A 24681-nucleotide genomic window follows, 5' to 3' on the forward strand; every position below is an offset into this window, starting at 1 on the left:
GATAGGACAGGAATTCGGCGCGTTCCATTCTTGCCTCATGACAACCCCGGTTAAGTGCGAAGCGTGCGACGGGCGCGGCTGGAAGATCGTCACCCGTCGCGGTCAGGCCACCGCGAGGCTGCTCGGACTGGAGACCAGCGCTCCAGAGGACTGCCTTTTCTGCGATGGGCCGTTGCAGATGAGTGAGATGTACGAGTGGGAGGTCTTCCACTCCATCGGCGGGGCGGATCGGATCGGTCCCTGTGGCACCACCTCACAGCAGGCGTCGTCGATGGACGAACTGCGTGCCGCTCTGCGTCGGACGTCCGCCGACGTGGCGGCGTGGGGGCGGATCAAGCGCCGCGCGTACCGCTTCGGATTCGTCCAGGACGACAGGGACTGTGAAGTGCTCTTTCACGCGAGGCTCGATGGAGCAGGCCAGGTCCGCTTCGAAAGAACCGGCGGGTGACCGGGCAGTACTGGCCCGGTCACTGCTCGGCTCCCCATGTTCACCCGCGCAGACCGGGAGCGGTGCAGCTGTTCTGGCACCCTGCGCAACGGTTTGAACGATGTCGCGTCGCCGCTTGGACCTGCGCCGACCATGACGGTCCTTGGTACGAGTTGTGCCACTCGGGCGGACAGTGGTTCATCCAGGCGATGCGAGGCGACCCGTCGAAGCCGACCATCCTCCACACGCGTACCTGGCGGGAAGACGAAGCGCAACGGATCTGGGCGGCCCTGCTGTTCGGCGTGGTGAGATAGGGCTTCCTCGCATCTCAGGGCACTGACAGGCGCCTGGTTAACCGCTAGTCTGCTTATGCAGACAAGTGGAAAAGTGATTGGGCGGTCAGAATGAGCATGGAATTCGCCCCTCCCAAGTACGCCCAAGTGATGGCGGCGATACAGCAGCGCATCCGGGATGGCGAGTACGCCCCCGGCGACATGTTGCCTTCAGAGACCCAACTGGTCCGTGAACTGGGCGTCGGCAGGACGACCGTGGTCCGCGCACTCCAGACCTTGGCGATGCAAGGGTGGATCGAGCGTGAACACGGTCGCGGCTCCTTCGTCAAAGGGCGGCCCGAGACGCCGACCGAGCGATCCCGGCCGGGACTCTCGGCAACCGAGGAACCAGAGCTCGGCGACGCCGTCGTCAACGTCAGCCGGGTGCCGGCGCCTCGTCACATCGCGCGCCTGCTCGGAGTGGACGAACGGACGCCGGTGGTCGTCCGCCGTCGGGTCTCTCGGCAGGGTGAGCAGGTCTTCGCCGCCCAGTCGTTGTGGTTCCCGCTTGAGGTCGTCATGGGAACCGACCTGGAGAAGCCCGACCCTCTGCGGCACGGTGTCCGCCAGCACCTCCAGGCCGTGAAGCATCTCCGCTTTGACCACGTGATCGAGCGGCTGTCCGCACGCAAGCCCACCAAGGACGAGGCCGAACAACTCGGTTCGTCTGCGCCCATCCTCGCTGTGCTGTCGTCGGTCCACGACGCGGCCGGCACGGCGTTCATGGTTGTGAGCCTCGCCCTGCCTGGCGATCTCCACGAACTCGAAGATGTCTATCAGGTGAGCTAAGCCTTACCCCACGCGTCTACTCGTTTACTTGAGCGGACGAGTGGGGTATGTTCAGAGCAACTCAATCGGACAAGTGGACGACCGAACAATAGGTTGTCCCAGAAGGAGGCTCATGGCTTTGCAGGGACCGATCCCGGTCACCTTCGCTCAGCTCTTCCCGCACGGCTGCTACATCGTCGGAGACGTCGAGCCGGTCAAGGACTTCGACGCCTCGACCAACGGCCGGTTCGTCCAGACCCGCGACAAGCAGACCCGCGAACTGGTCTGGCAGGTTCCGGTGCTCGACGCCGACCCCGAGGTCAAGCCCGCTCAGAAGACCGTGTCCGTCAAGATCCTCTCCTCGGTTCAGCCGGTGCCCCCGGCGCCGATGCCGGGGTTGCCCATCACGCCGGTGGAGTTCGGCGAGATCGCGGTCGTCGCGTACGTGAACGCGGCGGGCCGCCTGGCCTGGTCGATCAAGGTTCGTCAGATGTACGCCCCGCGCTCCATGGCCGGGGTCGGCAAGCCCGTCCCGAACATGAAGGAGAACGTGTCATGAGTGAGGGCTACGGCTACGCGAGCATCATGATCCACCCCGGCCGAGAGGCCCGGGTCAACGTGGCGATCGACGCCGGACCCGAGGCACGGGTTCGGTACTACCCCCGCCGGGGCTCGATGGGCGGTTACGTCGTCATCGACCAGGACCGCGTCAGCATGCGGATCTGCCTGCCCGACACGGACGCCGAACCGCCGATGGACTTCCTGACCGAACTGCTGGAGGCCGTGACGAGCCTGGTGGCCGAATGCCGGCCTCAGTCGGCGCTCCCCGGCCCCAACGAGACCGAAGCGGCCTGACCTCAGGTGGGGCGGCTGGAGCTTGGACCCTCCGGCCGCCCCGGTTCTCCCAGCCCACTGCATATGTTCCGAGAGGAGCACAACCCTAGTGTTTCGCCGACTTCCCGGTGACGAGGCACGAAACCTCGTCACCACCACTCCGGACACGAAGATCGTGTTCCGGCCGGTCGTGGTCAACACCCCGGCCGTCCTCACCATCGGCTTATGGATCGTCCGTCTCATCGGCGGTTCGTTCCGGATGACCTGGCGACACCCGATCGCGGTCGCCCTCGTCGGGGGACTGGTCGCCCTGGCGGTCCTGGTCGACTGGCGCGGCAGCCTCTTCCTGATCGGTGCGGCTCTGCCCATCCTCGCCAGTTGGGCCATGATCCACCGGCCGTCGTTCTCCTCCTGGATCACTTGGCCGCTGCTGGCCTTCTGGCGACGGTTCTGGATCTACCGGCGGCACTGGCAGCCCGTCATGGTCGTCTCAGGTCTCGGCCGTCACCTGCACGGACGTGACTACCTGCCCCGGCTGCGGAACGTCAGCTGCACACCGTGGGCCGATCTGGTCACCGTCCGCATGCTGAAGGGCCAATCCCTGGAGGACTGGACCAAGCGGGCCGACCACCTCGCCCAGGGCTTCGGCGCTCCCGTTGCCCGCGTCACCCTGCACACCCCCGGGACCGTACTGCTGACCCTGCCGCGTCGTGACCCGCTGGCCCATCCGATCCCGGCTCATCCGCTGCCCGACCACACCGAGCAAGGGCCGGCTGAAGTCGGTCCGGTAGACGTCGGCGACCGTGAGGACGGCGAGCCCTACCGGCTCAACGTGCACGGAACCCATGTCTTGATCGCGGGCGCTACCGGGGCAGGCAAAGGCTCGTGGATCTGGTCCATCATCCGTGGCCTGCTCACTGCGATGGCGGCCGGGCTCATTCAGGTCTGGGCGTTGGACCCCAAGCGGATGGAGCTGTCTCTCGGCAGGCCCCTGTTCGACGGCCGGTACGCCGCCACCCCGGAGGACTGCGCGGACCTGCTGGAAGCAGCCGTAGCGGAGATGCAGCACCGGGCCGACAAGTACGCGGGCGTGCGCCGAACCCACATCGCGACGACAGACGAGCCGTTCGTCCTGGTGGTCGTCGACGAAGTGGCGTTCCTGACCGCCTACCAGTCCGACAAGGGCCTTCGTCAGCGCATCACCGCCGCTCTGGCCACGCTCACCACGCAGGGGCGAGCGGTCGGCTTCGGCGTCCTGGCCGCATTGCAGGACCCGCGAAAGGAGGTCATGAACATCCGCAACCTGTTCCCCGACAAGATCGCGCTCAGGCTCGACGAGTCCGAACAGGTCGACATGGTTCTCGGCGACGGCGCCCGAGACCGGGGCGCACTGGCCGACCTCATCTCGCCCAACACCGAACAGGGCGCCGGCATCGGCTACGTCCGTCTCGAAACCTCTCCGGACCCGATCCGCGTCCGCGCCACCTATGTCTCCGACGACGACATCCGGGACATGGTCGCCCACCACCAGGCCGCGCGGCGTGCTGTCGAGAGCGGGGCGGCGTGAAGCTCACCCTGACCGGCACGCGCGCCGAGGTGACCACCGTTCCCGAGGAGCTCATGTTCCTGCGGCTCACCAGCGCAGGGGAGATGCGGTTCCTGCGCCTGGTGGACGTCCAGATCACCACCGAGCCCTACACCGGCCTGACCCGCCTGCGCGCCGACCTCGTCGAGGGAGACGACCGTGGCTGAGTTCTCCTACGTGCTGGACGACCTGACCTGCTCGTGCTGTGGCACCACCGACAGCCTGTGGATCTACCCCGTCCGCGCCGTCGTCGAGTGCCGCGAGTGCGGAGCCAAGGCGACCGTGATCCCCGACGCCGACCGCTAGGAGGTGACGTTGAGCAACCCGACCGACCGGCACACCCCGCGCGCCGTCAAGCAGGCAATGCCCCTGGCGCGCGAGGTGGTCGAGGCCATCGCGATCGACAACGGCGTCTGCATCCGCCCGGTGGCGCTTCGCCGGATGGACATCACGACCGGCACCTCCCAGATCATCGACGTCCCGTGCGGATCGACGCTGGAAGCCAAGTGTCCGCCGTGCGCCAAACGGAACCGGCAGTTGCGGATGGCCCAGTGCCGCGAAGGTTGGCACCTGGCCGCCGAACCGATCACCACCCCAGACGAGCCCACCGACTTCCAACGGCACCTGGTCGAGTGGCGGGCCGAAGCCCAGGCCCTCCGCGACACCGCACAATCCGCGGGCGACTCCATCGACGACTATGACCAGGCCATCATGGAGCTCGACGCCGAGATCAACGCGGCGGGTGTACGCGGCAACGTCGTCGGTCCGGTCGGCACGAAGCGTTCCCGCTCCACCCGTCGCCGCCAGGACGCTCCCGACCTCCCGAAGCGCACCATGACGGCGACCACGCTGGGCCGCACCTACAGCGGGGCGGGCGGGCGCTCGTACCGGCCCTCGATGTTCATCACCCTCACGCTCGACACCTACGGCCGGGTGAACGCCGGCGCGCCGGTCGATCCCGCCACCTACGACTACGTGCGCGCGGCACGGGACGCGATCCACTTCGGCAAGCTGATCGACAGGTTCGTGCAGAACCTTCGCCGCGTCGCTGGCTATGACGTCCAGTACTTCGCCTCGGTGGAGATGCAAAAGCGCCTGGCGCCGCACCTGCACATGGCTATGCGCGGCACCCTGCCCCGCGCGGACATCCGCACCCTTGCGGCGGCCACCTACCACCAGGTCTGGTGGCCCTCCTGCGACGTCATCCGCTTCGAGGGCAGTCACCTCCCGGTCTGGGACGAAGAGGCCGGCTATCTCGACCCTGCCACCGGCGAAGTCCTGCCCACCTGGACGCAGGCCCTCGACGCACTCGACGCCGACTCCCCGCCGTTCCACGTCGTCCGGTTCGGCCCGCAGATCGACGCCCAAGGCATCCTCGCGGGCACTCCGGATGCTGACCAGGCCATCCGCTACGTCTCCAAGTACCTGACGAAGACCCTCGGCCAAGCCGCCGACACCCAGGCGGCTCGCGACCACGCCGCCCGCCTGCTCGACGCCCTTCGCTACGAACCTTGCACACCAACGTGCCCGAACTGGCTGCGCTACGGCGTCCAGCCCAAGAACGCCAAACCGGGCATGACCCCCGGCCGCTGCCGGGGCAAGGCACACCGCCCCGAACACCTCGGCTACGGCGGACGCCGAGTGCTGGTCTCCCGGAAGTGGTCGAACAAGACCCTCACCGAGCACAAGGCCGACCGCCGCACCTGGGTCCTGGAGGCTCTCGGCCTCGACGACGAACCCGCCGACACCGGCCGGTACATCTGGTCGCCGGTCTCGGCCGGAGATCCCGACGTCTCTCCCATCCGGGTCCGCCTGCTGCGCTCCATCCGTGAGCGCCTTCGGTGGCGAGCCCACATGAACCGACTCCAGGCAGCAGCAGAAGGTCAAGATCTTTCGGCAATCGAAGGGCGGGCCGCGTGAAAGAGGAACTGTCCATCGACCTGCCGAGCGAGGTTCCCCACCTGACCACGCAAGCGGCGGTCCAACTGCTGGCGATCCTGATGGACGCCGTCCACACAACCAAGTCCGCGCAGCTGAACGCGGCCTGAAAGGCGATCATGAGTGAGATCCGGTTCGGCTTCTACGGCCGCGTGTCCACAGAGGACAACCAAGATCCAGCATCGTCCCGAGCCTGGCAGATCACCCGCTCCCGCGCCCTCATCGAGTCGCGCGGGGGCGGGATCGTCGCCGAGTTCTTCGACGTCGACAAGTCGCGCTCGATCCCCTGGCAGCGTCGTCCCCGCGCGGCGGCGCTCCTGACGGCCCTGAGGGACCGCAATCGCGGCTTCGAGGCGGTGGTCATCGGTGAGCCGCATCGGGCCTTCTACGGCAACCAATATGGCCTGACCTTCCCGATCTTCGAGCACTTCGGCGTGCCCTTGTGGGTGCCCGAGGTGGGCGGCCCCATCGACCCGGCGAACGAGGCGCACGACCTCGTCATGAGCGTCTTCGGCGGGATGAGCAAAGGGGAGCGTAACCGGGTGAAGGTCCGCGTCCGCAGTGCCATGGGCGCCCAAGCAAAGATGGAGGGCCGGTTCCTGGGCGGCCGTCCGCCCTACGGCTACATCCTCGTTGACGCGGGACCGCACCCGAATCCGTCCAAGGCGGCCGATGGCCGGCGACTTCACCGGCTGGAGCTCGACCCGATCGCCTCGGTCGTCGTCGCCCGGATCTTCGCCGACTACTTGACGGGGTATGGGTTGTTCGCCATTGCTGAGCGTCTGACCCGGGATGGCATCTTGAGCCCTTCGGCGCATGACCGCGCGAGGAACCGTCACCGCTCGGGCATCGCCTGGTCCAAGGGTGCCGTGCGCGCCATCCTGACCAATCCCCGGTACACGGGCTACCAGGTCTGGAACCGGCAGCGCAAAGACGAGGTGCTCATCGACGTCGATGACGTCGGCCTGGGCCACGTGTCCAAACTCCGCTGGAACCCTGAGAGCAACTGGATCTGGTCGGACCAGCCGGCGCATCCGCCGATCGTGAGCCGTGAGGACTTCGAAGCAGTCCAACTGACCATGGCCGGTCGAGGAGATCGCCACACCGACAAGACAGTCCTGCGGACCCGCCACGTCTACCAGCTCCGTGGCCTGCTCGTCTGTGGTCTGTGTGACCGCAACATGCAAGGGCAGTGGATCAACGAGACGCAGTACTACCGCTGCCGCTACCCGGAGGAGTACGCCTTGGCGAACCGGGTCGAACACCCCAGGAACATCTATCTCCGTGAGATCGACATCGCGTCTCGGCTTGATCGTTGGTTGGAGCGCCTGTTCAGCCCGTCCAACATCAACCGAACCCTGGATCTGCTCGGCGAAGTGGAAGAGACACCAGCTCCCGAGGTCACCGAAGCCGAGAACATCCGCCGTCAGATGGCCGAGTGTGATCGAAAGCTCGCCCGCCATCGCGCGGCTCTGGAAGCGGGTGCCGACGCAGCATTGGTCGCCGGTTGGATGGGTGAAGAGCAGAAACGCAAGGCCGCTCTGGAACACAAGCTCCGGCACCTGCCCGTCCCTCAACGGCGGACTTTCGACCGCGACGAGCTCGCCGCCGCCCTTCGAGACTTGGGCGGCCTGGTGGACGTCCTCGGCCGGGCTGAGCCGACCCGCAAGGCCAAGATCTACAAGGAACTCGGCCTGAGACTCACATACCACCCCGGACAAAAGAAAATCCTGGTTGCTGCTGTCAGCAACCAGGATTCCATAGGCTGTCGGTACGTGTCCGAGGGGGGACTTGAACCCCCATGCCCATCACTGGGCACTAGCACCTCAAGCTAGCGCGTCTGCCTATTCCGCCACCCGGACCGGTGACCCACACATGGAACGTCTTCCCCGCGTCGGCTGTTAAAGGTTAGCACTCCCCGCCGCGTGGTTCATCCCGAGATCCAACCGGCAGGATGGGAGAGGCAAGCCGAACCACGCTCTGGAGGAACGCCATGACCGCCGTCACCGGCGAGAACGACGTCGTCACCCTGTGCCAGGAACTCATCCGCATCGACTCCACGAACGCGGGCGACAACCGCGGGCCGGGGGAACGTGAGGCGGCGGAGTACGTAGCGGCAAAGCTGGGCGAAGTCGGGATCGAGGCCACGATCCTGGAAAGCGATCACAAGCGGGCGAACGTCGTCGCCCGGATCGAGGGCACCAACCCCGACCGTGAGGGTCTGATTCTCCACGGTCACCTCGACGTCGTCCCGTTCCGTGCCGAGGACTGGCGGCATCATCCTCTGTCGGGGGAGATCGCCGACGGGTGCGTCTGGGGGCGGGGGGCGGTGGACATGAAGGACATGGACGCCATGATCCTCGCGACCGTCCGCAAGCGGCTGCGGGAGGGGCGGCGGCCCGAGCGGGACGTCCTCCTCATCTTCACGGCCGACGAGGAGGCCGGCGGCAACTACGGCGCGCAGTGGCTGGTCGACAAGCATCCGCACCTCTTCGAGGGGGCCACCGAGGCCATCGGCGAGGTGGGCGGGTTCAGTGTCACCCTGGCCGAGGACAAGCGGCTCTACCTCATCGAGGCCGCCGAGAAGGGCATCGCCTGGATGAAGCTGACCGCCACGGGGCGGGCCGGCCACGGGTCGATGCTCAACCACGAGAACGCCATCACCGAGCTCTCCGAGGCGCTCGCCCGGCTGGGGCGGTACGAGTGGCCGATCCGGATCACCCCTACGGTCAGCTCCTTCTTCAAGGAGGCCTTCGACATCGAGATCGAGGCCGAGAGCGCCGAGGCGGCCGTGGCCAAGCTCGGGCCGCTCGCCCGGATGATCGGCGCCACGCTGCGCAACACGACCAACCCGACGATGCTCGAGTCGGGATACAAGGCCAACGTCATCCCCCAGACCGCGACCGCCCGGGTCGACGGCCGCTTCCTGCCCGGCCAGGAGGAGGAGTTCTTCCAGACCGTGGACGAGCTCCTCGGGCCCAACGTCACGCGCGAGTTCGACTACCACGACATCGCGGTCGAGACCTCGTTCGACGGGCGGCTGGTCAAGGCCATGGCCGACGCGCTCGAACTCGAGGACCCGGGTGCGAAGGCCGTGCCCTACATGCTGTCCGGCGGGACCGACCTCAAGGCGTTCAGCCGGCTGGGAATTCGCGGATTCGGGTTCGCTCCGCTCAAGCTGCCCGCTGACCTGGACTTCTCTGGGATGTTCCATGGCGTGGACGAGAGAGTGCCGGTCGATTCGCTCCAGTTTGGGGTGCGGGTGCTTGATCGGTTCCTTGACTTCTCCTGAGTAACGGCTTGCGATCACTTGGCGTGGCTGTAAAGTTACTCCGCGTTGAGGGGTTGATCCGCACTGGGCGGCTCGACGGCACCTGGGAGGTCGCGTGTTCCGCATGCCGAGTGTTCAGCGAGGGGCGTTCGCGTCCATCGCTGACCGGCGTGAGGACGCGGCCGTCCCGGCCGGGAGCCGGGAAGCTCGGATGGCGCGGTTCGCGGCCGGTTCCCGGCTGAGTCGCCTGTTGGTCGTCGGCGGTCTGATCGTCGTCGGCTGGGTGCTCGGAGTGGTCTTCGGGTTCGCCGGTGAGGCACACGCCTCCACCGGCACCGTCCCCTCACCTGTCGTCGCCGGGTCGGTGCAGGTCACCGACGGGTTCCCCACGGCGGGCGACGCGCAGGCCATGGCCGGGCGCAACGTCGACGGGCTCACCAGCTCGTCCACGCCGGTCGCGCCTCCTCCTGCCTCCGCCGAACACTCTCAGGGCAACGGGCTCGTTCCCCCGAACGGCGGCGGTTCCATCCTTTTCGGGGATGTCGCTCGGTCCTTCTCCGGCCCGCGGCCCGCGGCCCTGCCTGTTCCCCTGGCGGCCGTGCTTCCCCCGGTCGTCCGCACAGCGGCGGACGACCCTTCTTTCTCCCCTGACTGATCCCGCGATCCGGCGATCGGTCTCGCCTGTGCCCTGACTCTTCCTCGTCAGGCAGGCATCTCCTTCTCCGCGCGGAAGTCGCGGAATTCCCCAATCCTCGTGACGCTCCATGGCTCCGCTGTGCCTTCGGCCAGGAGTTCTTCTGTCACGAGTTGTCAGGTACCCCCAGAACAAATGGAGTTTTCATCATGCGAACGTGGGCGAAGGGCTCTGCCCCCGCGGCTCTCCTCGCGGCCGGCGTCATGGCCCTCGGCACGGGGACCGCTGTCGCCGACACCGACGGACAGAGCTCGATCGGTGGCGGTAACCAGGTCAACCTGCCGGTGTCCCTCCCGATCGACCTGAGCGGCAACGCCGTCGGGGTCGCGGGCGGCTCGACCGCCACGTCGAAGGGCGGCGCGTCCGTCGACAACAGCAGCACCTCCGGCAAGGGCATCCAGGGCAACACCTCCGGCAAGAGCAGCGTCCTGGGCGGCAACCAGGTGAACGCGCCGGTCAGCGCGCCGATCAACGCCTGTGGCAACGCGATCGCGCTGTTCGGCAACTCCGACGCCGGGTGCAAGGGCGGCTCGGAGGTCAAGACGTCGGGCCACGGCGGCGCCGGCAAGAACACCACCAACGGCGACCACAGCCTGCTCGGCGGCAACCAGGTCACTGCGCCGATCAGCGCCCCGATCAACGCGTGCGGCAACGCGGTGGCCATCTTCGGCGACGCCGTCGCGGGCTGCAAGGGCGGTTCGACCGTCAAGAACACCGGCGCCGGGCCCGGCGGCAACTCCACGTCCGGCCGCTCGGCCGCGCTCGGCGGCAACCAGGTCATCGCGCCGGTCAGCGCGCCGATCAACGTCTGCGGTGTCACCGTCGCGGTCTTCGGCGACGCGTTCTCGGGCTGCAAGGGCGGCTCGACCTCGACCAACGGCGACCCCGGGCCGAAATACCAGCACGGTCCGGGCAAGCCCGGCTCGACCGGCAACGACACCGACGGCCGGTTCGGCGCCGGCAGCGGCAACCAGGTGATCGCCCCGGTCAACCTGCCCGTCAACGTCTGCGGCAACGCCATCGGGGGCGCGCTGGCCGGATGCAAGGGCGGTTCCGAGGCGGTCAACACCACGCCCGGCACCGGCGCGGGCGGCAACACCACCGACGGCCGGTCCGGGGTCGTCGCGGGCAACCAGGTCGTGGCGCCGATCACCGCGCCGATCAACATCTGCGGCAACGCGGTCGCCCTGTTCGGCGAGGCCTTCGCCGGGTGCAAGGGCGGCGCCACGGCCAAGAACGGCGGCAAGGGCGCCGGGGGCAACACCACCTCGGGCCGGTCGGGCGTCGTCGCGGGCAACCAGGTCATCGCGCCGATCACCGCGCCGATCAACGCGTGCGGCAACGCCGTCGCGGCGGCGGGCGGGGCCGAGGCCCACTGCACCGGTGAGGTCTCCGCCGAAGGCGGGCCCGGCGGCGGTGGCAACAGGACCAACGGCAAGTCCGGCGTGCTCGCCGGGAACCAGATCATCGCGCCGATCACGGCGCCCATCAACGCGTGCGGCAACGCCGTCGCCGGGCTGGGCGACGCCGCCGCCGGGTGCCTCGGCGGCAGCCGGGTCGGCCGTTCGGTCCACCACACCAGCGGCGACGGCTACGACAACCTGACCCAGAGCTGGGGCAAGGTCGACGCGGCCGAGACCTCCGGCCCGCTGCCCGCCCTGCCGGCGATGAGCTCGGCCCGTCAGCTCACCAAGATGAGCGCCGCCGGTCTGCCGCTGGTCGGCGACCTGCCCGGCATGCTCGGCCTCCCGGCGCTGCCGGGTCTGCCCGGCGCTCCGGCCGTCCCGGCCGCGGCCGGTGGCAAGAAGGCTCCCGCCAAGAACGCGCAGGCCAGCCCGCTGGCCCCGGTCACCGGTGCGGCCCAGGGCCTGCCGGTCGCGGGTTCGCTCGGTTCGGCCGCCTCGGCCCTGCCCGTCAGCGGGCTCGGCCTGATGAGCGCCGCCCAGCCCGACTCGATCACCGGCATGAACGCGGGTTCGCTGGCCGCTCTGCTGCTGGGCGCCATGTTCGCCGCCTCGGCCACCCTGTTCGCCGGCGCCCGCCGCCTGCGCTTCGGCCGCCGCAAGTAACACCGCAAGTAAGAACGTGCCGCCGCCGTCAGGCGGTGAGTCAACAAGGTGTCTCCCCCGGCCGGGCGGTTCCCGCTGGGGGAGGCGGGAAAGCTTTGCCCGTCTCGGGGGCGCGGCCCGGGGCGGGCAAAGCCATGTTTAAAGGGTGCTGACCGCGCGTATGATCTTCCGTCGCAGCCAGACCCTGCGGCTGCCGTCGGAATAGAGGCGCAGACGGTGGAGTTCCCAATGGCCGTATTCGGCATGTTCCGTCAGGAGTTGACGAGCCGCTTCACGCGAGGTTCCGCGTGGAAGGAAGAGCTCCATGTAGGAGTAGTCGAGCACAGCGATTAGTCTCCCGTTGGGGACGGTGGAGTCCGATGGGCTCTATTCTGCGTCCTCGTGGGATAACGGGTCCAGGTGGTTACAGACCGGGGCCCACCCGGGTAGCCCGAGGGGGAGGGCCGCTCGTGACGGGTTACCGTGAAAGGCCCACACCGACGGGGAAAAGCAGCGAACAGCGAGGTAGGTAGCAGCGTGCCAGCGAACAACGGCAACGCCGGCGGAACCCGCCTGGTGATCGTCGAGTCGCCCGCCAAGGCGAAGACGATCGCCGGGTACCTCGGGCGCGGTTACGTCGTCGAGTCCAGCATCGGCCACATCCGCGATCTTCCGGGGAAGGGCGACACGATCCCCGAGGAGTACGCGAGCCAGGCCTGGGCCAAGCTCGGCGTGAACGTCGACGACGACTTCGAGCCGCTCTACATCGTGAACAGCGACAAGAAGTCGCAGGTCTCGAAGCTGAAGCAGCTCCTCAAAGAGGCCGACGAGCTCTACCTCGCCACTGACGAAGACCGCGAGGGCGAGGCCATCGCGTGGCACCTGCGTGAGGTGCTGAAGCCGAAGGTGCCCGTCCACCGGATGGTGTTCCACGAGATCACCCCGCAGGCGATCCGCGACGCCGTGGCCAACCCCCGCGACCTCAACCTGCGCCTGGTCGACGCTCAGGAGACCCGGCGCATCCTCGACCGTCTCTACGGCTTCGAGGTCAGCCCGGTCCTGTGGAAGAAGGTCAAGCAGGGGCTCTCCGCGGGCCGCGTGCAGTCGGTCGCGACGCGGCTGGTGGTCGAGCGGGAGCGTGACCGCATCGCGTTCACCAGCGCCTCCTACTGGGACCTCTCCGCCGTTTTCGACACCGGGCTCGACAGTGACGATCCCAGCCGGTTCGGCGCCACTTTGTTGTCGGTCGCGGGCAAGCGGGTCGCCCAGGGCCGCGACTTCGGCTCCGACGGCCTGCTGACCAGGCAAGACGTGCTCCACCTCGACCAGGCCGCGGCCACCGCGCTGGCCGGTCGGCTGAACGGGGCCTCTTATTCGGTACGTTCGGTCGAGCGCAAGCCGTACACGAGAAAGCCCTATGCGCCGTTCCGGACGACCACCCTCCAGCAGGAGGCGAGCCGGAAGCTGGGGTTCTCGGCGAAGTTCACCATGCAGGTGGCCCAGAAGCTCTACGAGAACGGGTTCATCACCTACATGCGTACCGACAGCATCACGCTGTCGGAGACCGCCGTCGCGGCCGCGCGGGCGCAGGCGATCAAGCTCTACGGTTCGGCCTACGTCCCCGACAAGCCGAGGGTGTACGCCAGCAAGGTCAAGAACGCGCAGGAGGCCCACGAGGCGATCCGCCCGTCGGGTGAGGAGTTCCGCACCCCCGGTGAGACCGGGCTCTCCGGCGACATGTTCCGCCTCTACGAGCTCATCTGGCAGCGCACCGTCGCCTCCCAGATGAAAGACGCCGAGGGCGAGTCGGTCTCCGTCCGGGTCCTGGCCGACCGCGAGCAGGCCGAGTTCAGCGCGACCGGCCGCACCATCACGTTCTACGGCTTCCTGAAGGCCTACGTCGAAGGCGCCGACGACCCGTCGACCGACCGCGACGACTCCGAGAAGCGGCTGCCGAATCTCACCGAGGGCCAGGCGGTCAACGTCCTGGAGCTCGCGCCGGCCGGCCACGCGACCAAGCCGCCCGCCCGCTACACCGAGGCGTCGCTGGTCAAGGAGCTGGAAGACCGCGAGATCGGCCGGCCGTCGACCTACGCGTCGATCATCGGGACGATCCTGGAACGCGGCTACGTGTTCAAGAAGGGCACCGCGCTGGTGCCGTCGTTCCTGGCCTTCGCCGTGGTCAACCTGCTGGAGCAACACTTCGGCAACCTGGTCGACTACGACTTCACGGCCGAGATGGAGAAGGTCCTCGACGACATCGCCAACGACCGCGCCGAGCGGGTGCCGGAACTGCGGCGCTTCTACTTCGGCGACGGCGGCGACGGTGACGAGGGTCTGAAAGACCTGGTCAGCGACCTGGGCAACATCGACGCCAAGGAGATCAGCTCGTTCCCGATCAAGGGAACCGACATCGTGATCCGGGTGGGCCGCTACGGCACCTACCTCGACCGCGAGGGCGCGAAGGTCAACGTGCCCAGCGACGTCACGCCCGACGAGCTGACCGCCGAGAAGGCCGAAGAACTGTTCGCCCAGCCCTCCAGCGCCCGCGAGCTGGGCACCGACCCGGTGACCGGCCACGCGATCTGGGTGCGCAACGGGCCCTACGGCCACTACGTGACCGAGGTGCTCCCCGAGGACGCGCCGGCCGCCGACGCCCCGAAGAAGCGGGTGAAGAAGGCCGACCAGCCGAAGCCGCGCATCAGCTCGCTGTTCAAGTCGATGGATCCCGAGACGATCACCCTCGACGACGCGCTGCGGCTGCTGACGATCCCCCGCGTGATCGGGGAGATCGACGGCGAGGAGGTCGTCGCCCACAACGGCAAGTTCGGTCCCTACATCAAGAAGGGCACCGACTCCCGGTCGCTGACGGCCGAGGAGGAGCTGCTCACGATGACGATCGAGCAGGCCAAGGAGGTGTTCGCGCAGCCGAAGCAGCGGGGCCGCAGGGCCGCCGCCGCACCGCTGCGCGAACTGGGCGAAGACCCGGCGTCGAAGAAGCCGGTCGTGGTGAAGGAAGGCCGTTTCGGGCCCTATGTGACCGACGGCGAGACCAACGCGTCGCTGCGCAAGGGCGACACGGTCGAGGACATCACGATCGAGCGGGCGGCCGAGCTGCTCGCCGACCGGCGTGAGAAGGCCCCGGTGAAGAAGACGCCCGCCAAGAAGGCTCCGGCGAAGAAGGCGACGACGGCGAAGGCCACCGCCACGAAGGCCAAGACGGCGGCGGCGAAGTCGACCACCTCGAAGCCGACGGCCCGGGCGAACACCAAGGCGAAGTAGCCGTTTCACGACGTGTGAGCCTGCGCGGTCCGCCGCGCAGGTGGCCGTTGTCCACAGGCGACAGGTTGTCCACAGGCGGCTCTCCCGGCTGCGCCGCGCGGGTTCTTTGCTCGTAGCATGAGCGCGGTCCGATAGGGGGTACGCGTGGGTTTTCTCGTCGTCGTGTTCGGCGTGGTCTTCGCCGTCCACTACTACCTCTACCGGCGGTTGATCCGGTCGACGACGCTGCCGGGGCGGGCCAGGAGGGCCCTGACCGGCGGGTTGATCGTGCTGCTCGGGCTGCTGCTGGTGGCCCTGGTGGGCAGCCGCGTGTCGTCGTCGTGGGTCGTCCACGTGCTGGCCTGGCCCGGGTTCATCTGGGTCGCGGTCATGTTCTACCTGACGCTGATCTGCCTCGTGCTGGAGATCCCCCGGCTGATCCTCAACCGCCGTTTCAAGGGCGACCCGGTCAAGGAGGCGCCGCCGCCCAAGGTCGTCCCGGCCACGGTGGGGTCGACGTTCGGGCCGAAGAAGATCGAGATCGAGGTCGAAGACGTCGTCGAACCGCCCGAGCGGCCCGACCGGCGGCTGTTCATCAACCGCGCGGCCGCCGTCGCGGCCGGGATCGGGGCCGGCACGATCGTCGGGTTCGGCCTGAAGTCGGGGCTGGGCGCACCGGTCATCGAGAAGGTGCGGATCTCGCTGCCCGGTTTCGCCGGCGGCATGCGGGTCGCCCTGGTCAGCGACATCCACCTCGGGCCGCTGACGGGCATCGGCCACACCGAGCGCATCGTCGAGCTGATCAACACCCTGAAGGCCGACTTCGTCGCCATCGTCGGCGACCTGGTCGACGGGCCGGTCAGCGAACTCGGCCCGCTGGCCGCCCCGCTCCAGCACATCCGGCCGCAGACCTACTTCGTGACCGGCAACCACGAGTACTACCTGGCCGACGGGCCCGAGCCGTGGATCGACCTCCTCGGCGGATACGGCATCAAGACCCTCGTCAACGAGCGGGTGACGATCCAGGGCCAACACGGCAACCTCACGCTGGCCGGGGTCAACGACGTCACGGGCGACACCGTGCGCCACGGTCCCGATCTGGAGCTCGCGCTCCACGGGCGGCCCGAGGGGGTGCCGACGATCCTGCTGGCCCACCAGCCCGTCATCGGCCTGGAGGCGGCGAAGGCCGGGGTCGACCTCCAGCTGTCCGGCCACACCCACGGCGGGCAGATGGTCCCGTTCGACCGCATCGTGCCGCTCCAGCAGCCGGTCGTCAGAGGGCTGGGCAAGATCGGCGACATGCCGATCTACGTCACCCGGGGGGCCGGGTTCTGGGGGCCGCCGGTCCGTGTCGGGGCGCCGCCGGAGATCACTCTGATCGAGCTGACGTGAAGCCCCGGCGCTTGGTTGGCGCTCCCGCCGAAGTGGTGGCCAAAGCGCATGACTACTGCGGCACCACGCGGTTCGTAATACCCTCAGGCGATGAGCAGCCGGGGCAAACCGGCCTGCTCCAGCCCCCCACCCGCAGCGAGCACCTGGATACGCTGACACCATGAGCACCCCCGGCCGGGCCCGCAAGCCCTCCCACGTGCTGGCCATCGCTCCGTTCCGCCGCCTGTGGACCGCGATGTCCGTCGGCGGGCTGGGTGACTGGCTGGCCCTGATCACGCTGACCGCCCTGGCCGGGACGCTCACGCAAGGAGACGGCTACCCGACGCAGAGCCTGGTGATCGGCGGGGTCTTCCTCGCCAAGCTGCTCCCGGCCGTCCTGCTGGGGCCGCTGGCCGGGTTGCTGGTCTCCAAGGTCGACTGGCGGCTGGCCATGGCCGCGGCCGACGCTGTGCGGTTCGTGGTGGTCCTGCTGGCGCTGCTGATCGGCGGCCACCAGTGGCTCATCCTGGCGATGTTCCTGATCGAGTGCGCGTCCCTGGTGTGGGGCGCGGGGCGCGACGCCGCGGTCTCCGGGCTGGTGCCGGCCGACCGGCGGGCCGACGCCGACCGGGTGGGTCTGCTCGCCTGGTACGCCATGGCCCCCCTCGCCGCCTTCCTGTTCGCCCTGGTGGCGGGCCTGGTCAACGTGATCACCGCGATCGTGCCCGGCTTCGGGCTCGGCGCCGGGAAGATCATGATCGTGGTGGCCGGGATCTGCTACCTCGCCACCGCCGCGCTGGTCTTCACCCTCGACCTGCGCAACGCGGGCGGGGCCCCCAGACCGTCGGTGCTGACCCAGCTCGCCGACGGATGGCGGCTCGCGACCGCGAACAGGGCCGTCAAGCGGCTCTACGTCGGCATGATCGGCGTGTTCGCCGCGGTCTCCATCGTGGTGGCCGTCGGGCGGGCCTACGTCGGGGTGCTCGGCGGCGGCGACGCCGGATACGCCACGGTGTTCTGCGCCGTCTTCGTGGGGGCGGCCGTGGGGTCGTTCTTCGGGCTGCGGTGGCTGACGGAGTTGTCGCGCAGACGGTTCTTCGGGCTCTCGATCATCATGGCCGGGGTGACGGTCGCCGCCGTCGGGTTGATCCACAACCTGGTGCTCGTGGCCGTGCTGACCTTCGTCTCCGGGGTGTTCGCCGGCATCGCCTGGATCATCGGCTTCACCATGATCGAGGCCGAGTCCGAGGGGCGGCGGCCGGTCGACTTCCTCCACGCCGCCGCCCGGGTCGTGTTCCTGGGCGTGGTCGCCGTGGCGGCGCTCGTGGGCGGGTTCTTCGGCGAACACGAACTGGTGGTCAACGGGCTGGTCTACGCGTTCGACGGGGCCAACCTGGTGCTGCTCGTCGGGGCCGTGGCGGCCGTGGTGATCGGCGTCCTGTCGCTGCGGCGGCTCGACGACCGGCCCGAGGTGCCGCTGCGGGTCGACCTGCTGGCCGCGCTGCGCGGCGAGCGGTTCGCGCCCGAGCCCCAGGAAGAGGCGCCGGGCATGTTCATCGCCTTCGAGGGCGGCGAGGGGTCGGGCAAGACCACCCAGTCGCGGCTGCTGGCCATCTGGCTGCGCGACCAGGGGTTCGACGTCGTCCAGACCCGGGAGCCGGGGTCGACCAAGGTCGGCATGCGGCTGCGGGCCATCCTGCTCGACTCCACCCACCAGGGCCTGTCGGCCCACGCCGAGACGCTTCTCTACGCCGCCGACCGGGCTGAACACGTCGAGAAGGTGATCAGGCCGGCGCTGAAGCGCGGGTCGATGGTGGTCTGCGACCGTTACGTCGACTCGTCGCTGGCCTACCAGGGGGCCGGACGGGTCCTCGGGACCGACGAGGTCGCCCAGGTCAACCAGTGGGCCACCGGCGGGCTGGTGCCCCATCTGACCGTGCTGGTCGACGTGCCCCCGTCGGTGGGGCTGCGGCGCCACGCCCACCCCGCCGACCGGATCGAGTCGGAGCCGCTCGACTTCCACGAGCGAGTGCGCTCGGAGTTCCGCGCCCTGGCCGCCCGCGAACCCGAGCGCTACTTCGTCGTCGACGGCACGCTCAGCCAGTCTGAGGTGTCCCGGTTGATCCAGGATCGGGTCCGTGAGGTGCTGCCCGACCCCGTGCCCCGGGAGACCGAGGCCAACACCGGAACGATGCCCGCGATCAGGGACTAGCCTTTCCGGGTGGACGTGTTCGATGACCTCGTCGGCCAGGAACAGGCCGCGACGGTCCTGCGCCGGGCCGCCGCCGCTGCCGCCGAGGTGCTCGCCGGGGGCCGCGGCGCGGGCATGACCCACGCGTGGCTCTTCACCGGCCCGCCCGGCTCCGGGCGCTTCGACGCCGCCAAGGCCTTCGCCGCCGCCCTGCTCTGCCCCGACCGGGGGTGCGGCCACTGCGACGCGTGCCACCAGGTGATGATCGGCTCCCACCCCGACCTGGAGTCGGTCCGGCCCCAAGGGCTTTCGTACGGCGTCAAGCAGACCCGCGAGCTGATCCTCCGGGCCGCCGGGCGGTCGACGATGGGCCGCTGGCGGGTGGTGCTGTTCGACGACGCCGACCGGGCCACCGAGCAGGCGGCCAACGCCCTCCTGAAGGCCATCGAGGAGCCGCCGCCGCGCACGGTCTGGCTGCTCTGCGCGCCGGCTCCCGACGACATGATCATCACCATCCGGTCGCGCTGCCGCGTGGTGACCCTGGTGACGCCGTCGAGTCAGGCGGTGGCCCATGCCCTCGTGACCAGAGACAATGTGGCTCCCGGGGTGGCCGAGTCGGTGGCGCGGGCGGCTCAGGGCGACCTGGCTCGGGCCCGGCGGCTGGCGCTCGACGAGTCGGCCAGGGGGCGGCGCGAGGCCGTACTGTCAATTCCCAAAAGCCTGACCAACGTCGGCGAGTGCATCGCCGCGGCCGAGAAGCTGGTGAAGACCGCCGACGAGGACGCCGCGGCGGCCACCGCCGAGCTCAACGAGACTGAGATCGCCGAACTGCGGGCGATCTACGGCGAGGGCTCGACCGGGAAGGGCCTGAACAAGGGGCTGGTCAGGGGCGGCGCGGGCGCGCTGAAGGAGCTGGAGACGGCGCAGAAGTCCCGGGCGACCCGGATCAAGCGCGAGTCGCTCGACACGGCGCTGCTCGACCTGATGGCGTTCTACCGCGACGTGCTGGCCGTGCAGTTCGGGGCGCCGGTCGAGCTGGCCAACGGCGACCGGCGGGCCGAACTCGAAGCCGCGGCGCGGGCGTCGCGGCCCGAGGAGACGCTGAAGCGCACCCAGGCGATCATGCAGTGCCGCGAACGACTCGCGGCCAACGTCAACCCGCAGATCGCGGTCGAGGCGCTCACCCTGGCGCTGTGGAAACCGGTCGGCTGAGACGAGCAACCTCAGAGGGTTCTGTACGTCTCTGAAGCATGCAGGCCGAAACGGTGGACATCGCCCTCTCCTCCGGTGACCGGGATGAGGCGATCAGCCGCCTCTACGAGGAGCATGCGCTCGGGCTGACCAAGCTGGCCCTGATCATGGTCGGTGACCGGGAGAGCGCCGAGGACGCCGTCCAGGACGCGTTTCTGGGGCTGCACCGGCGGTGGCGGCTGCTTCGTGATCCGGCCGCGGCCGTGCCTTATCTGCGTAGTTCGGTGCTGAACAACGCGCGCAGCGTGCTGCGGCGAAGACGGTTGCCGTCGTGGTTCGCGGGGGCCTACGACCCACCCGTCTGGTCGGCGGAGTCGGCGGCCTTACTCGGGGCCGAACGCCGGGAGGTCCTGGAGGCCCTGCATCGGCTGCCGCAGCGGCAGCGGGAGGCGCTGGTGCTGCGGTACTACGCCGAACTGTCGGAGGAGGAGACCGCCCAGGCCATGGGGGTCAGCAAGGGGACCGTGAAGTCCACGACCTCCCGGGCGCTCGACGCGCTGGGCCGCATTCTTGGAGAGAACGCATGAACGACGTCATTTCCCGCCTTAAGGACGCGACGACCGCCGCCGGTGACACGATCTCCGAAGTTCCTCCGCTACGTCTGGAGCAGGCTCGTAAGGGCTTTCTGGTGCCCGTGGCGGCGGCGCTGGCGGTCGGGCTGGCGATCGCCGGGAGCGTGGTGATGACGCGCGGCGGCCTGAACCAGACGGCGGCGGGCACGGCGGCCCCTCGGTTCATCGTGGAGGCCAGGGAGCAGTCGGAGCTGATCGTCCGAGGGGTGACGGACGGAGCCGAGCTGGACCGGGTCGGCGCGATGCCGGGGTGGCTCTACCGGAGTGTCCAGGCCGCGCCGGACAATCGCACCTTCTACGCCTTGCTGAACGGGCCCGCGTTCTGCTCCAGCAGGATCGTGCGATTCACCGTGGACGACGCCGGGCGCGCCGGGGAGCTCGCCGACGTGCCGGTACGTCCCGCGGCCCGCAGCAGGATCAGCGCGTTCGCGGTGAGCGGTGACGGGACGAAGGTGGTCTTCGGGACAGTGCCCTGTGTGCGCCGCGACGACGAGGACCGCGGCTTCCTCGTGGTCGCCGACGCCCAGTCGGGGGAGGGGCGGCGGTTCCAGGTCAAGGCGGGGTCGGGGTTCACGTCGATCTCCACGAGCGACGACGGCTCCAAGATCGCGTACACGACGATACCCGCAGGCCGGACGGTGACGGTCTCGGAACCGGCGGTGGTCGTGGGCTCCCCATCGGCGCCGCCCTGGGTCGCGCCGTCGGGAGCGCCGACACCGGTTTCGAGCGTCGTGCCTCCGCCGGCACCGGTTTTGAGCGCCGTGCCTGCGCCGACACCGGTTTCGGGCGCCGCGCCTGTGCCGACACCGGCTCCGAGCGGCGTATCTACGCTGTCACCGGCTCCCAGCCTCGCGCCTCCGCCGACTCCGACGCCGGTTCCGGCTCCGAGCGGCGTGCCTACCGCGTTCATATCCGTGCCGCCGAGCGGGGTGGCCGTGCCTTCCGGTGGGGCGCCGGAGGATGTGGTGATCGTGCCGATGCCCACGCCCATGGCGTCCGGCGACGTGGTGATCGTGGTCCCGTCTCCCGCGCCGTCGCCGAGTGGCGGGATCGTCGTGTATTCCGCGCCCACGGCCGTGCCGTCCACCCTGGGTACGCTGGAAGGGGTCAGTTCGTGCCGCTTCTTCGCGCTTCGAGAAGACGGGCAGATCCCGGTCAACCAGTTGCGCATGGTCGACTGCGCCGATTCGCCCGAGGTCTACGTGCTCGACGCCGACGAACAAGGGGATCCGCCCCGGCGTGTGGTGTTGTCGGGTGAGCTCGACGGGACGAGGGTCCATTTCTACGGGGTGCGCATGTCGCCCGACGGCACACGGCTGATCGCCGGGGTGAGCACCGGGATGACCCGGCTGGACGACCCCGAGGCCGCGATCATGGCGTTCGACCCGGCCGGTGAGGAACCGGCCGAGGTCCTCTACCGGGGCCGGGCCTGGTTGCGGGTCCTCGACCTGGCCGCCGGGGGGAGTCGTGTGCTCGTCCAGAGCGAACAGGAGATCGGGGAGGTCTCCGGGGACACGTACCGGAAGGTGATGGACATTCCCGGCCGTGTCATGGACGGAGTGGTTGCCTGGTAAAGAGGGCGCGTAGGGTGGCGGGAAGGCGCAACCACACGAGGAGGCCGGGCTCCCTTGGGCATGATGATGGCCGTGAGCTTCACCCGATACGGGCGGTTGTACTACCTCGACCCGGGTGGCCACTCTCCGAAGGTGGGCGATCGGGTGCTCGTCCCGACCGACGCCGGTTTCGAGGTCGCCGAGACGATCTGGGCCCCCCAATGGGTCTCGGAAGACGTCGACGGCCTGCCCGTCTGCGGCGGCCTCGCCGGTGAGGAGCACCTGACCCGCGATGAGGCCAACAAGCGCCGCCGCGCCGAGGCCCGGAGCGTGTCCAAGCGCCTGATCAAGCGCCACGACCTGCCGATGAAGGTTGTCGGCGTCGACTACATCGACGCCGACAACGTCTACACGGTCTACTTCTCGGCCCCCCACCGGGTCGACTTCCGCGCGCTGGTCCGCGACCTGGCCCGCAACCTGCGCGCCCGCGTCGAGCTCCGCCAGATCGGTCCCCGCGACGAGGCCCGGCTGCAGGGCGGCATCGGCCCGTGCGGGCGCGATCTGTGCTGCGCCACCTTCCTGAAGGACTTCGAACCCGTTTCGGTACGCATGGCGAAAGACCAGGACCTCCCGGTCAACCCGTTGCGCATCGCGGGGGCGTGCGGCCGCCTGATGTGCTGCCTGAAGTTCGAGCACCCGCTCTACCAGGAGTTCCGCGCCGGGGCGCCCCGGGTGGGCCTGACCGTCGACACGCCCGAGGGCGCCGGGGTCGTCGTGGGCCACAACGTGCCGTCCGACTCGGTGATCGTGCGGCTCAACGACGGCGGCCGGCGGTGCGCGTGCTCCAAGGCGAGTGTGTGCGGCCCGCGGAAGGCGTACGAAGAAACCTACGAATCGTCGTGAGGCGGCTGCTGCTGGCGCTGGCGCTGCTGGCCGCCGGGTGTTCGGCGCCGCAGGCGTCGTCGTCGCCGCCCGACCAGGCGCTGTCGTGGACGCCCTGCCATGAGGGCCTGGAGTGCGCGACTCTGGCCGTACCGCTCGACTATGACCGCCCCGACGGCGAGAAGATCGAGATCGCCGTCGCGAAGCTCCCGGCCACCGGCGACCGCATCGGGTCGTTGCTGATCAACCCGGGCGGCCCGGGAGGGTCGGGCATCGAATACGTACGTGACTCGCCGGTCTCCGACAAGCTCCGCCAGCGGTTCGACCTGGTCGGCTTCGACCCCCGGGGCGTGGGCGAGTCCACGCCGCTGCGCTGTCTGTCGGAGCCCGAGGTGGAGTCCTACCTGTCGCTCGACATGACCCCCGACACACCGGAGGAGGAGGCGGCCATGGTCGCCGGGGCGAAGAAGTTCGCCGCCGGCTGCCAGAAGAACGCCGGCTCACTCCTGGCCCATGTGGGCACCGCCGACGCCGCCCGCGACATGGACGTGCTGCGCGAGGCCCTGGGCGACGAGAAGCTGACCTACCTGGGCAAGTCCTACGGAACCTACCTCGGCGCGGTCTACGCGCAACTGTTCCCCGACCGGGTGCGCGCGCTGGTGCTCGACGGGGCGATCGACCCCCGGATCTCGGCGCTCGAACTCAACGAGGTGCAGGCCAAGGGGTTCGAGGTGGCGATGCGGGCCTTCGTGGCAGACTGCCTCACCACCGACGACTGCCCCTTCTCCTCCCGCACGGTCGAGGGCGCCCTCGACGAGATCTCCCGGTTGTTGCAACGGGCCGACCTGCTGCCCTTGCGGAACCAGACCGACTCCCGGTTGATCAACGACACGTGGGCGGCCTTCGGGGTGATCACGCCGCTTTACGATCGCGGGTCGTGGGAGATCCTGCGGGGGGCGCTCCGGGAGGCCTTCGCCGGCGACGGCACCCAGTTGTTGCGGATGGCCGACGTGCTGCTGGGGCGGCGGATCGACGGATCGTGGACGAACCAGACGGAGGCCAACAAGGCGGTCAACTGCGTCGATCACGCTTATCCGGCTGAGGTGGCCGACTACGAGTCGGCGGCCAAGGAGGCGGCCGAGGTGGCGCCGCGGTTCGGGCAGTTCGTGATGTGGGACAGTCTCGCCTGCGCGTACTGGCCTTCGCGGTCGGCGGAGGCCGACCTGAAGATCAACGCGGCTGGGGCGGCGCCGATTCTCGTCGTGGGGACCACCCGGGATCCGGCCACTCCCTATGAGTGGGCCGAGGCGCTGGCTTCCGAGCTGGAATCGGGGGTTCTGCTGTCGTATGACGGGGATGGGCACACGGCCTATCAGACCGGGTCGACGTGCGTGGACGGGGCTGTGGACGGGTACCTGACCGATCTTGTGGTGCCCGAGGAGGGCACTCGGTGTTGATCGTGGGCGCGGAGTGGGGGACGGAGGCTGTACAGTAGGACTGCTGCTTGTCAGCATGCCGCCTTAGCTCAGTCGGCCAGAGCGACGCACTCGTAATGCGTAGGTCTGGGGTTCGATTCCCCAAGGCGGCTCTCTCGGAACGGCCCGTGGTTGACGCCCCCTTCGGGGGCGGCTTTCGCGGGCCGTTCCTCGTTTCTACGGGGGGCGACCCCCGAACCCCCGATACGAGAGGGCTGCGCCCCCTCG

20 protein-coding genes, 2 tRNA genes and 1 pseudogene are annotated in these 24681 nt (G+C 69.1%); 21 read left to right on the forward strand and 2 right to left on the reverse strand.

The window, feature by feature from the left end; all coding sequences use genetic code 11:
* The first annotated feature begins 37 nt into the window (after window positions 1-37).
* The 9 genes and pseudogenes from QSK34_RS14870 to QSK34_RS37775 all read left to right on the forward strand — a co-directional run.
* The gene (locus QSK34_RS14870; RefSeq protein ID WP_285584431.1) at window positions 38-448 is read left to right on the forward strand and encodes a hypothetical protein; all 411 of its coding nucleotides are present in this window, start codon (window positions 38-40) and stop codon (window positions 446-448) included.
* A gap of 383 nt (window positions 449-831) precedes the next feature.
* Window positions 832-1548: a GntR family transcriptional regulator gene (locus QSK34_RS14875; RefSeq protein ID WP_285584434.1), complete on the forward strand. Its 717-nt coding sequence runs from the start codon at window positions 832-834 to the stop codon at window positions 1546-1548.
* Window positions 1549-1660: 112 nt separating this feature from the next.
* Window positions 1661-2086: a plasmid replication, integration and excision activator gene (locus tag QSK34_RS14880; RefSeq protein ID WP_285584437.1), complete on the forward strand. Its 426-nt coding sequence runs from the start codon at window positions 1661-1663 to the stop codon at window positions 2084-2086.
* Window positions 2083-2382, forward strand: a complete 300-nt coding sequence (locus tag QSK34_RS14885) for a hypothetical protein (protein ID WP_285584438.1) — start codon at window positions 2083-2085, stop codon at window positions 2380-2382. Before QSK34_RS14880 ends, QSK34_RS14885 begins: the two co-directional genes overlap by 4 nt.
* Window positions 2383-2470: 88 nt before the next feature.
* Complete coding sequence (locus QSK34_RS14890; protein WP_285584440.1) at window positions 2471-3928, forward strand: FtsK/SpoIIIE domain-containing protein; 1458 nt, start codon at window positions 2471-2473, stop codon at window positions 3926-3928.
* A complete protein-coding gene (locus QSK34_RS14895; protein ID WP_285584442.1) occupies window positions 3925-4113 on the forward strand; it encodes a hypothetical protein in 189 nt (62 codons plus the stop codon). Before QSK34_RS14890 ends, QSK34_RS14895 begins: the two co-directional genes overlap by 4 nt.
* Window positions 4106-4252 carry a hypothetical protein gene (locus QSK34_RS14900; protein WP_285584444.1) on the forward strand — a complete coding sequence of 49 codons (147 nt, stop codon included), beginning with the start codon at window positions 4106-4108 and terminating at the stop codon, window positions 4250-4252. The genes QSK34_RS14895 and QSK34_RS14900 overlap by 8 nt, the downstream gene beginning before the upstream one ends.
* A gap of 9 nt (window positions 4253-4261) precedes the next feature.
* On the forward strand, window positions 4262-5866 hold the full coding sequence (locus tag QSK34_RS14905) for a replication initiator (RefSeq protein ID WP_285584445.1): 1605 nt from the start codon (window positions 4262-4264) through the stop codon (window positions 5864-5866).
* Window positions 5867-6003: 137 nt separating this feature from the next.
* Window positions 6004-7113 (forward strand): annotated as a pseudogene (locus tag QSK34_RS37775) (recombinase family protein); the annotation flags it as partial.
* A 547-nt stretch (window positions 7114-7660) separates the two neighbouring features.
* Here QSK34_RS37775 and QSK34_RS14915 read toward each other — a convergent pair.
* A tRNA-Leu gene (locus QSK34_RS14915) sits at window positions 7661-7746 on the reverse strand.
* A gap of 131 nt (window positions 7747-7877) precedes the next feature.
* Between QSK34_RS14915 and QSK34_RS14920 the strand changes: the two genes are divergently transcribed.
* The 3 genes from QSK34_RS14920 to QSK34_RS14930 all read left to right on the forward strand — a co-directional run bounded on the left by QSK34_RS14920 (window position 7878) and on the right by QSK34_RS14930 (window position 11918).
* Window positions 7878-9176 carry a M20/M25/M40 family metallo-hydrolase gene (locus tag QSK34_RS14920; RefSeq protein WP_285584449.1) on the forward strand — a complete coding sequence of 433 codons (1299 nt, stop codon included), beginning with the start codon at window positions 7878-7880 and terminating at the stop codon, window positions 9174-9176.
* A 190-nt stretch (window positions 9177-9366) separates the two neighbouring features.
* Complete coding sequence (locus QSK34_RS14925; RefSeq protein WP_285584451.1) at window positions 9367-9810, forward strand: hypothetical protein; 444 nt, start codon at window positions 9367-9369, stop codon at window positions 9808-9810.
* 188 nt (window positions 9811-9998) lie between these two features.
* A complete protein-coding gene (locus tag QSK34_RS14930) occupies window positions 9999-11918 on the forward strand; it encodes a chaplin family protein (RefSeq protein ID WP_285584454.1) in 1920 nt (639 codons plus the stop codon).
* A 138-nt stretch (window positions 11919-12056) separates the two neighbouring features.
* On the opposite strand, the gene QSK34_RS14935 is transcribed toward QSK34_RS14930, so the two are convergent.
* Complete coding sequence (locus tag QSK34_RS14935) at window positions 12057-12242, reverse strand: DUF5703 family protein (protein ID WP_081898449.1); 186 nt, start codon at window positions 12240-12242, stop codon at window positions 12057-12059.
* A gap of 192 nt (window positions 12243-12434) precedes the next feature.
* Here QSK34_RS14935 and topA point away from each other — a divergent pair, with 192 nt between their 5' ends.
* From topA to QSK34_RS14980, 9 genes are all read left to right on the forward strand, one after another.
* Entirely contained in the window at window positions 12435-15179 is a 2745-nt protein-coding gene (gene topA, locus QSK34_RS14940) for a type I DNA topoisomerase (protein WP_285584459.1), read from the forward strand.
* 144 nt (window positions 15180-15323) lie between these two features.
* The gene (locus QSK34_RS14945; protein WP_285584461.1) at window positions 15324-16550 is read left to right on the forward strand and encodes a metallophosphoesterase; all 1227 of its coding nucleotides are present in this window, start codon (window positions 15324-15326) and stop codon (window positions 16548-16550) included.
* 160 nt (window positions 16551-16710) lie between these two features.
* Window positions 16711-18741, forward strand: a complete 2031-nt coding sequence (tmk, locus tag QSK34_RS14950) for a dTMP kinase (protein ID WP_285584463.1) — start codon at window positions 16711-16713, stop codon at window positions 18739-18741.
* A 9-nt stretch (window positions 18742-18750) separates the two neighbouring features.
* Window positions 18751-19932, forward strand: coding sequence for a DNA polymerase III subunit delta' (locus QSK34_RS14955; RefSeq protein ID WP_161480818.1), 1182 nt, complete (start codon window positions 18751-18753; stop codon window positions 19930-19932).
* Between the two features lie 38 nt (window positions 19933-19970).
* Complete coding sequence (locus QSK34_RS14960) at window positions 19971-20498, forward strand: SigE family RNA polymerase sigma factor (protein ID WP_285584465.1); 528 nt, start codon at window positions 19971-19973, stop codon at window positions 20496-20498.
* Complete coding sequence (locus QSK34_RS14965; protein WP_285584467.1) at window positions 20495-22117, forward strand: hypothetical protein; 1623 nt, start codon at window positions 20495-20497, stop codon at window positions 22115-22117. The genes QSK34_RS14960 and QSK34_RS14965 overlap by 4 nt, the downstream gene beginning before the upstream one ends.
* A 66-nt stretch (window positions 22118-22183) precedes the next feature.
* The gene (locus QSK34_RS14970; RefSeq protein ID WP_235966901.1) at window positions 22184-22999 is read left to right on the forward strand and encodes a PSP1 domain-containing protein; all 816 of its coding nucleotides are present in this window, start codon (window positions 22184-22186) and stop codon (window positions 22997-22999) included.
* Window positions 22996-24435: an alpha/beta hydrolase gene (locus tag QSK34_RS14975; protein WP_285584469.1), complete on the forward strand. Its 1440-nt coding sequence runs from the start codon at window positions 22996-22998 to the stop codon at window positions 24433-24435. The genes QSK34_RS14970 and QSK34_RS14975 overlap by 4 nt, the downstream gene beginning before the upstream one ends.
* Window positions 24436-24492: 57 nt before the next feature.
* Window positions 24493-24566: transfer RNA gene (locus QSK34_RS14980), tRNA-Thr, on the forward strand.
* The last annotated feature ends 115 nt before the right edge of the window (window positions 24567-24681 follow it).

This window comes from Herbidospora sp. NBRC 101105, from assembly GCF_030269205.1.
GTDB lineage: Bacteria > Actinomycetota > Actinomycetes > Streptosporangiales > Streptosporangiaceae > Herbidospora > Herbidospora solisilvae.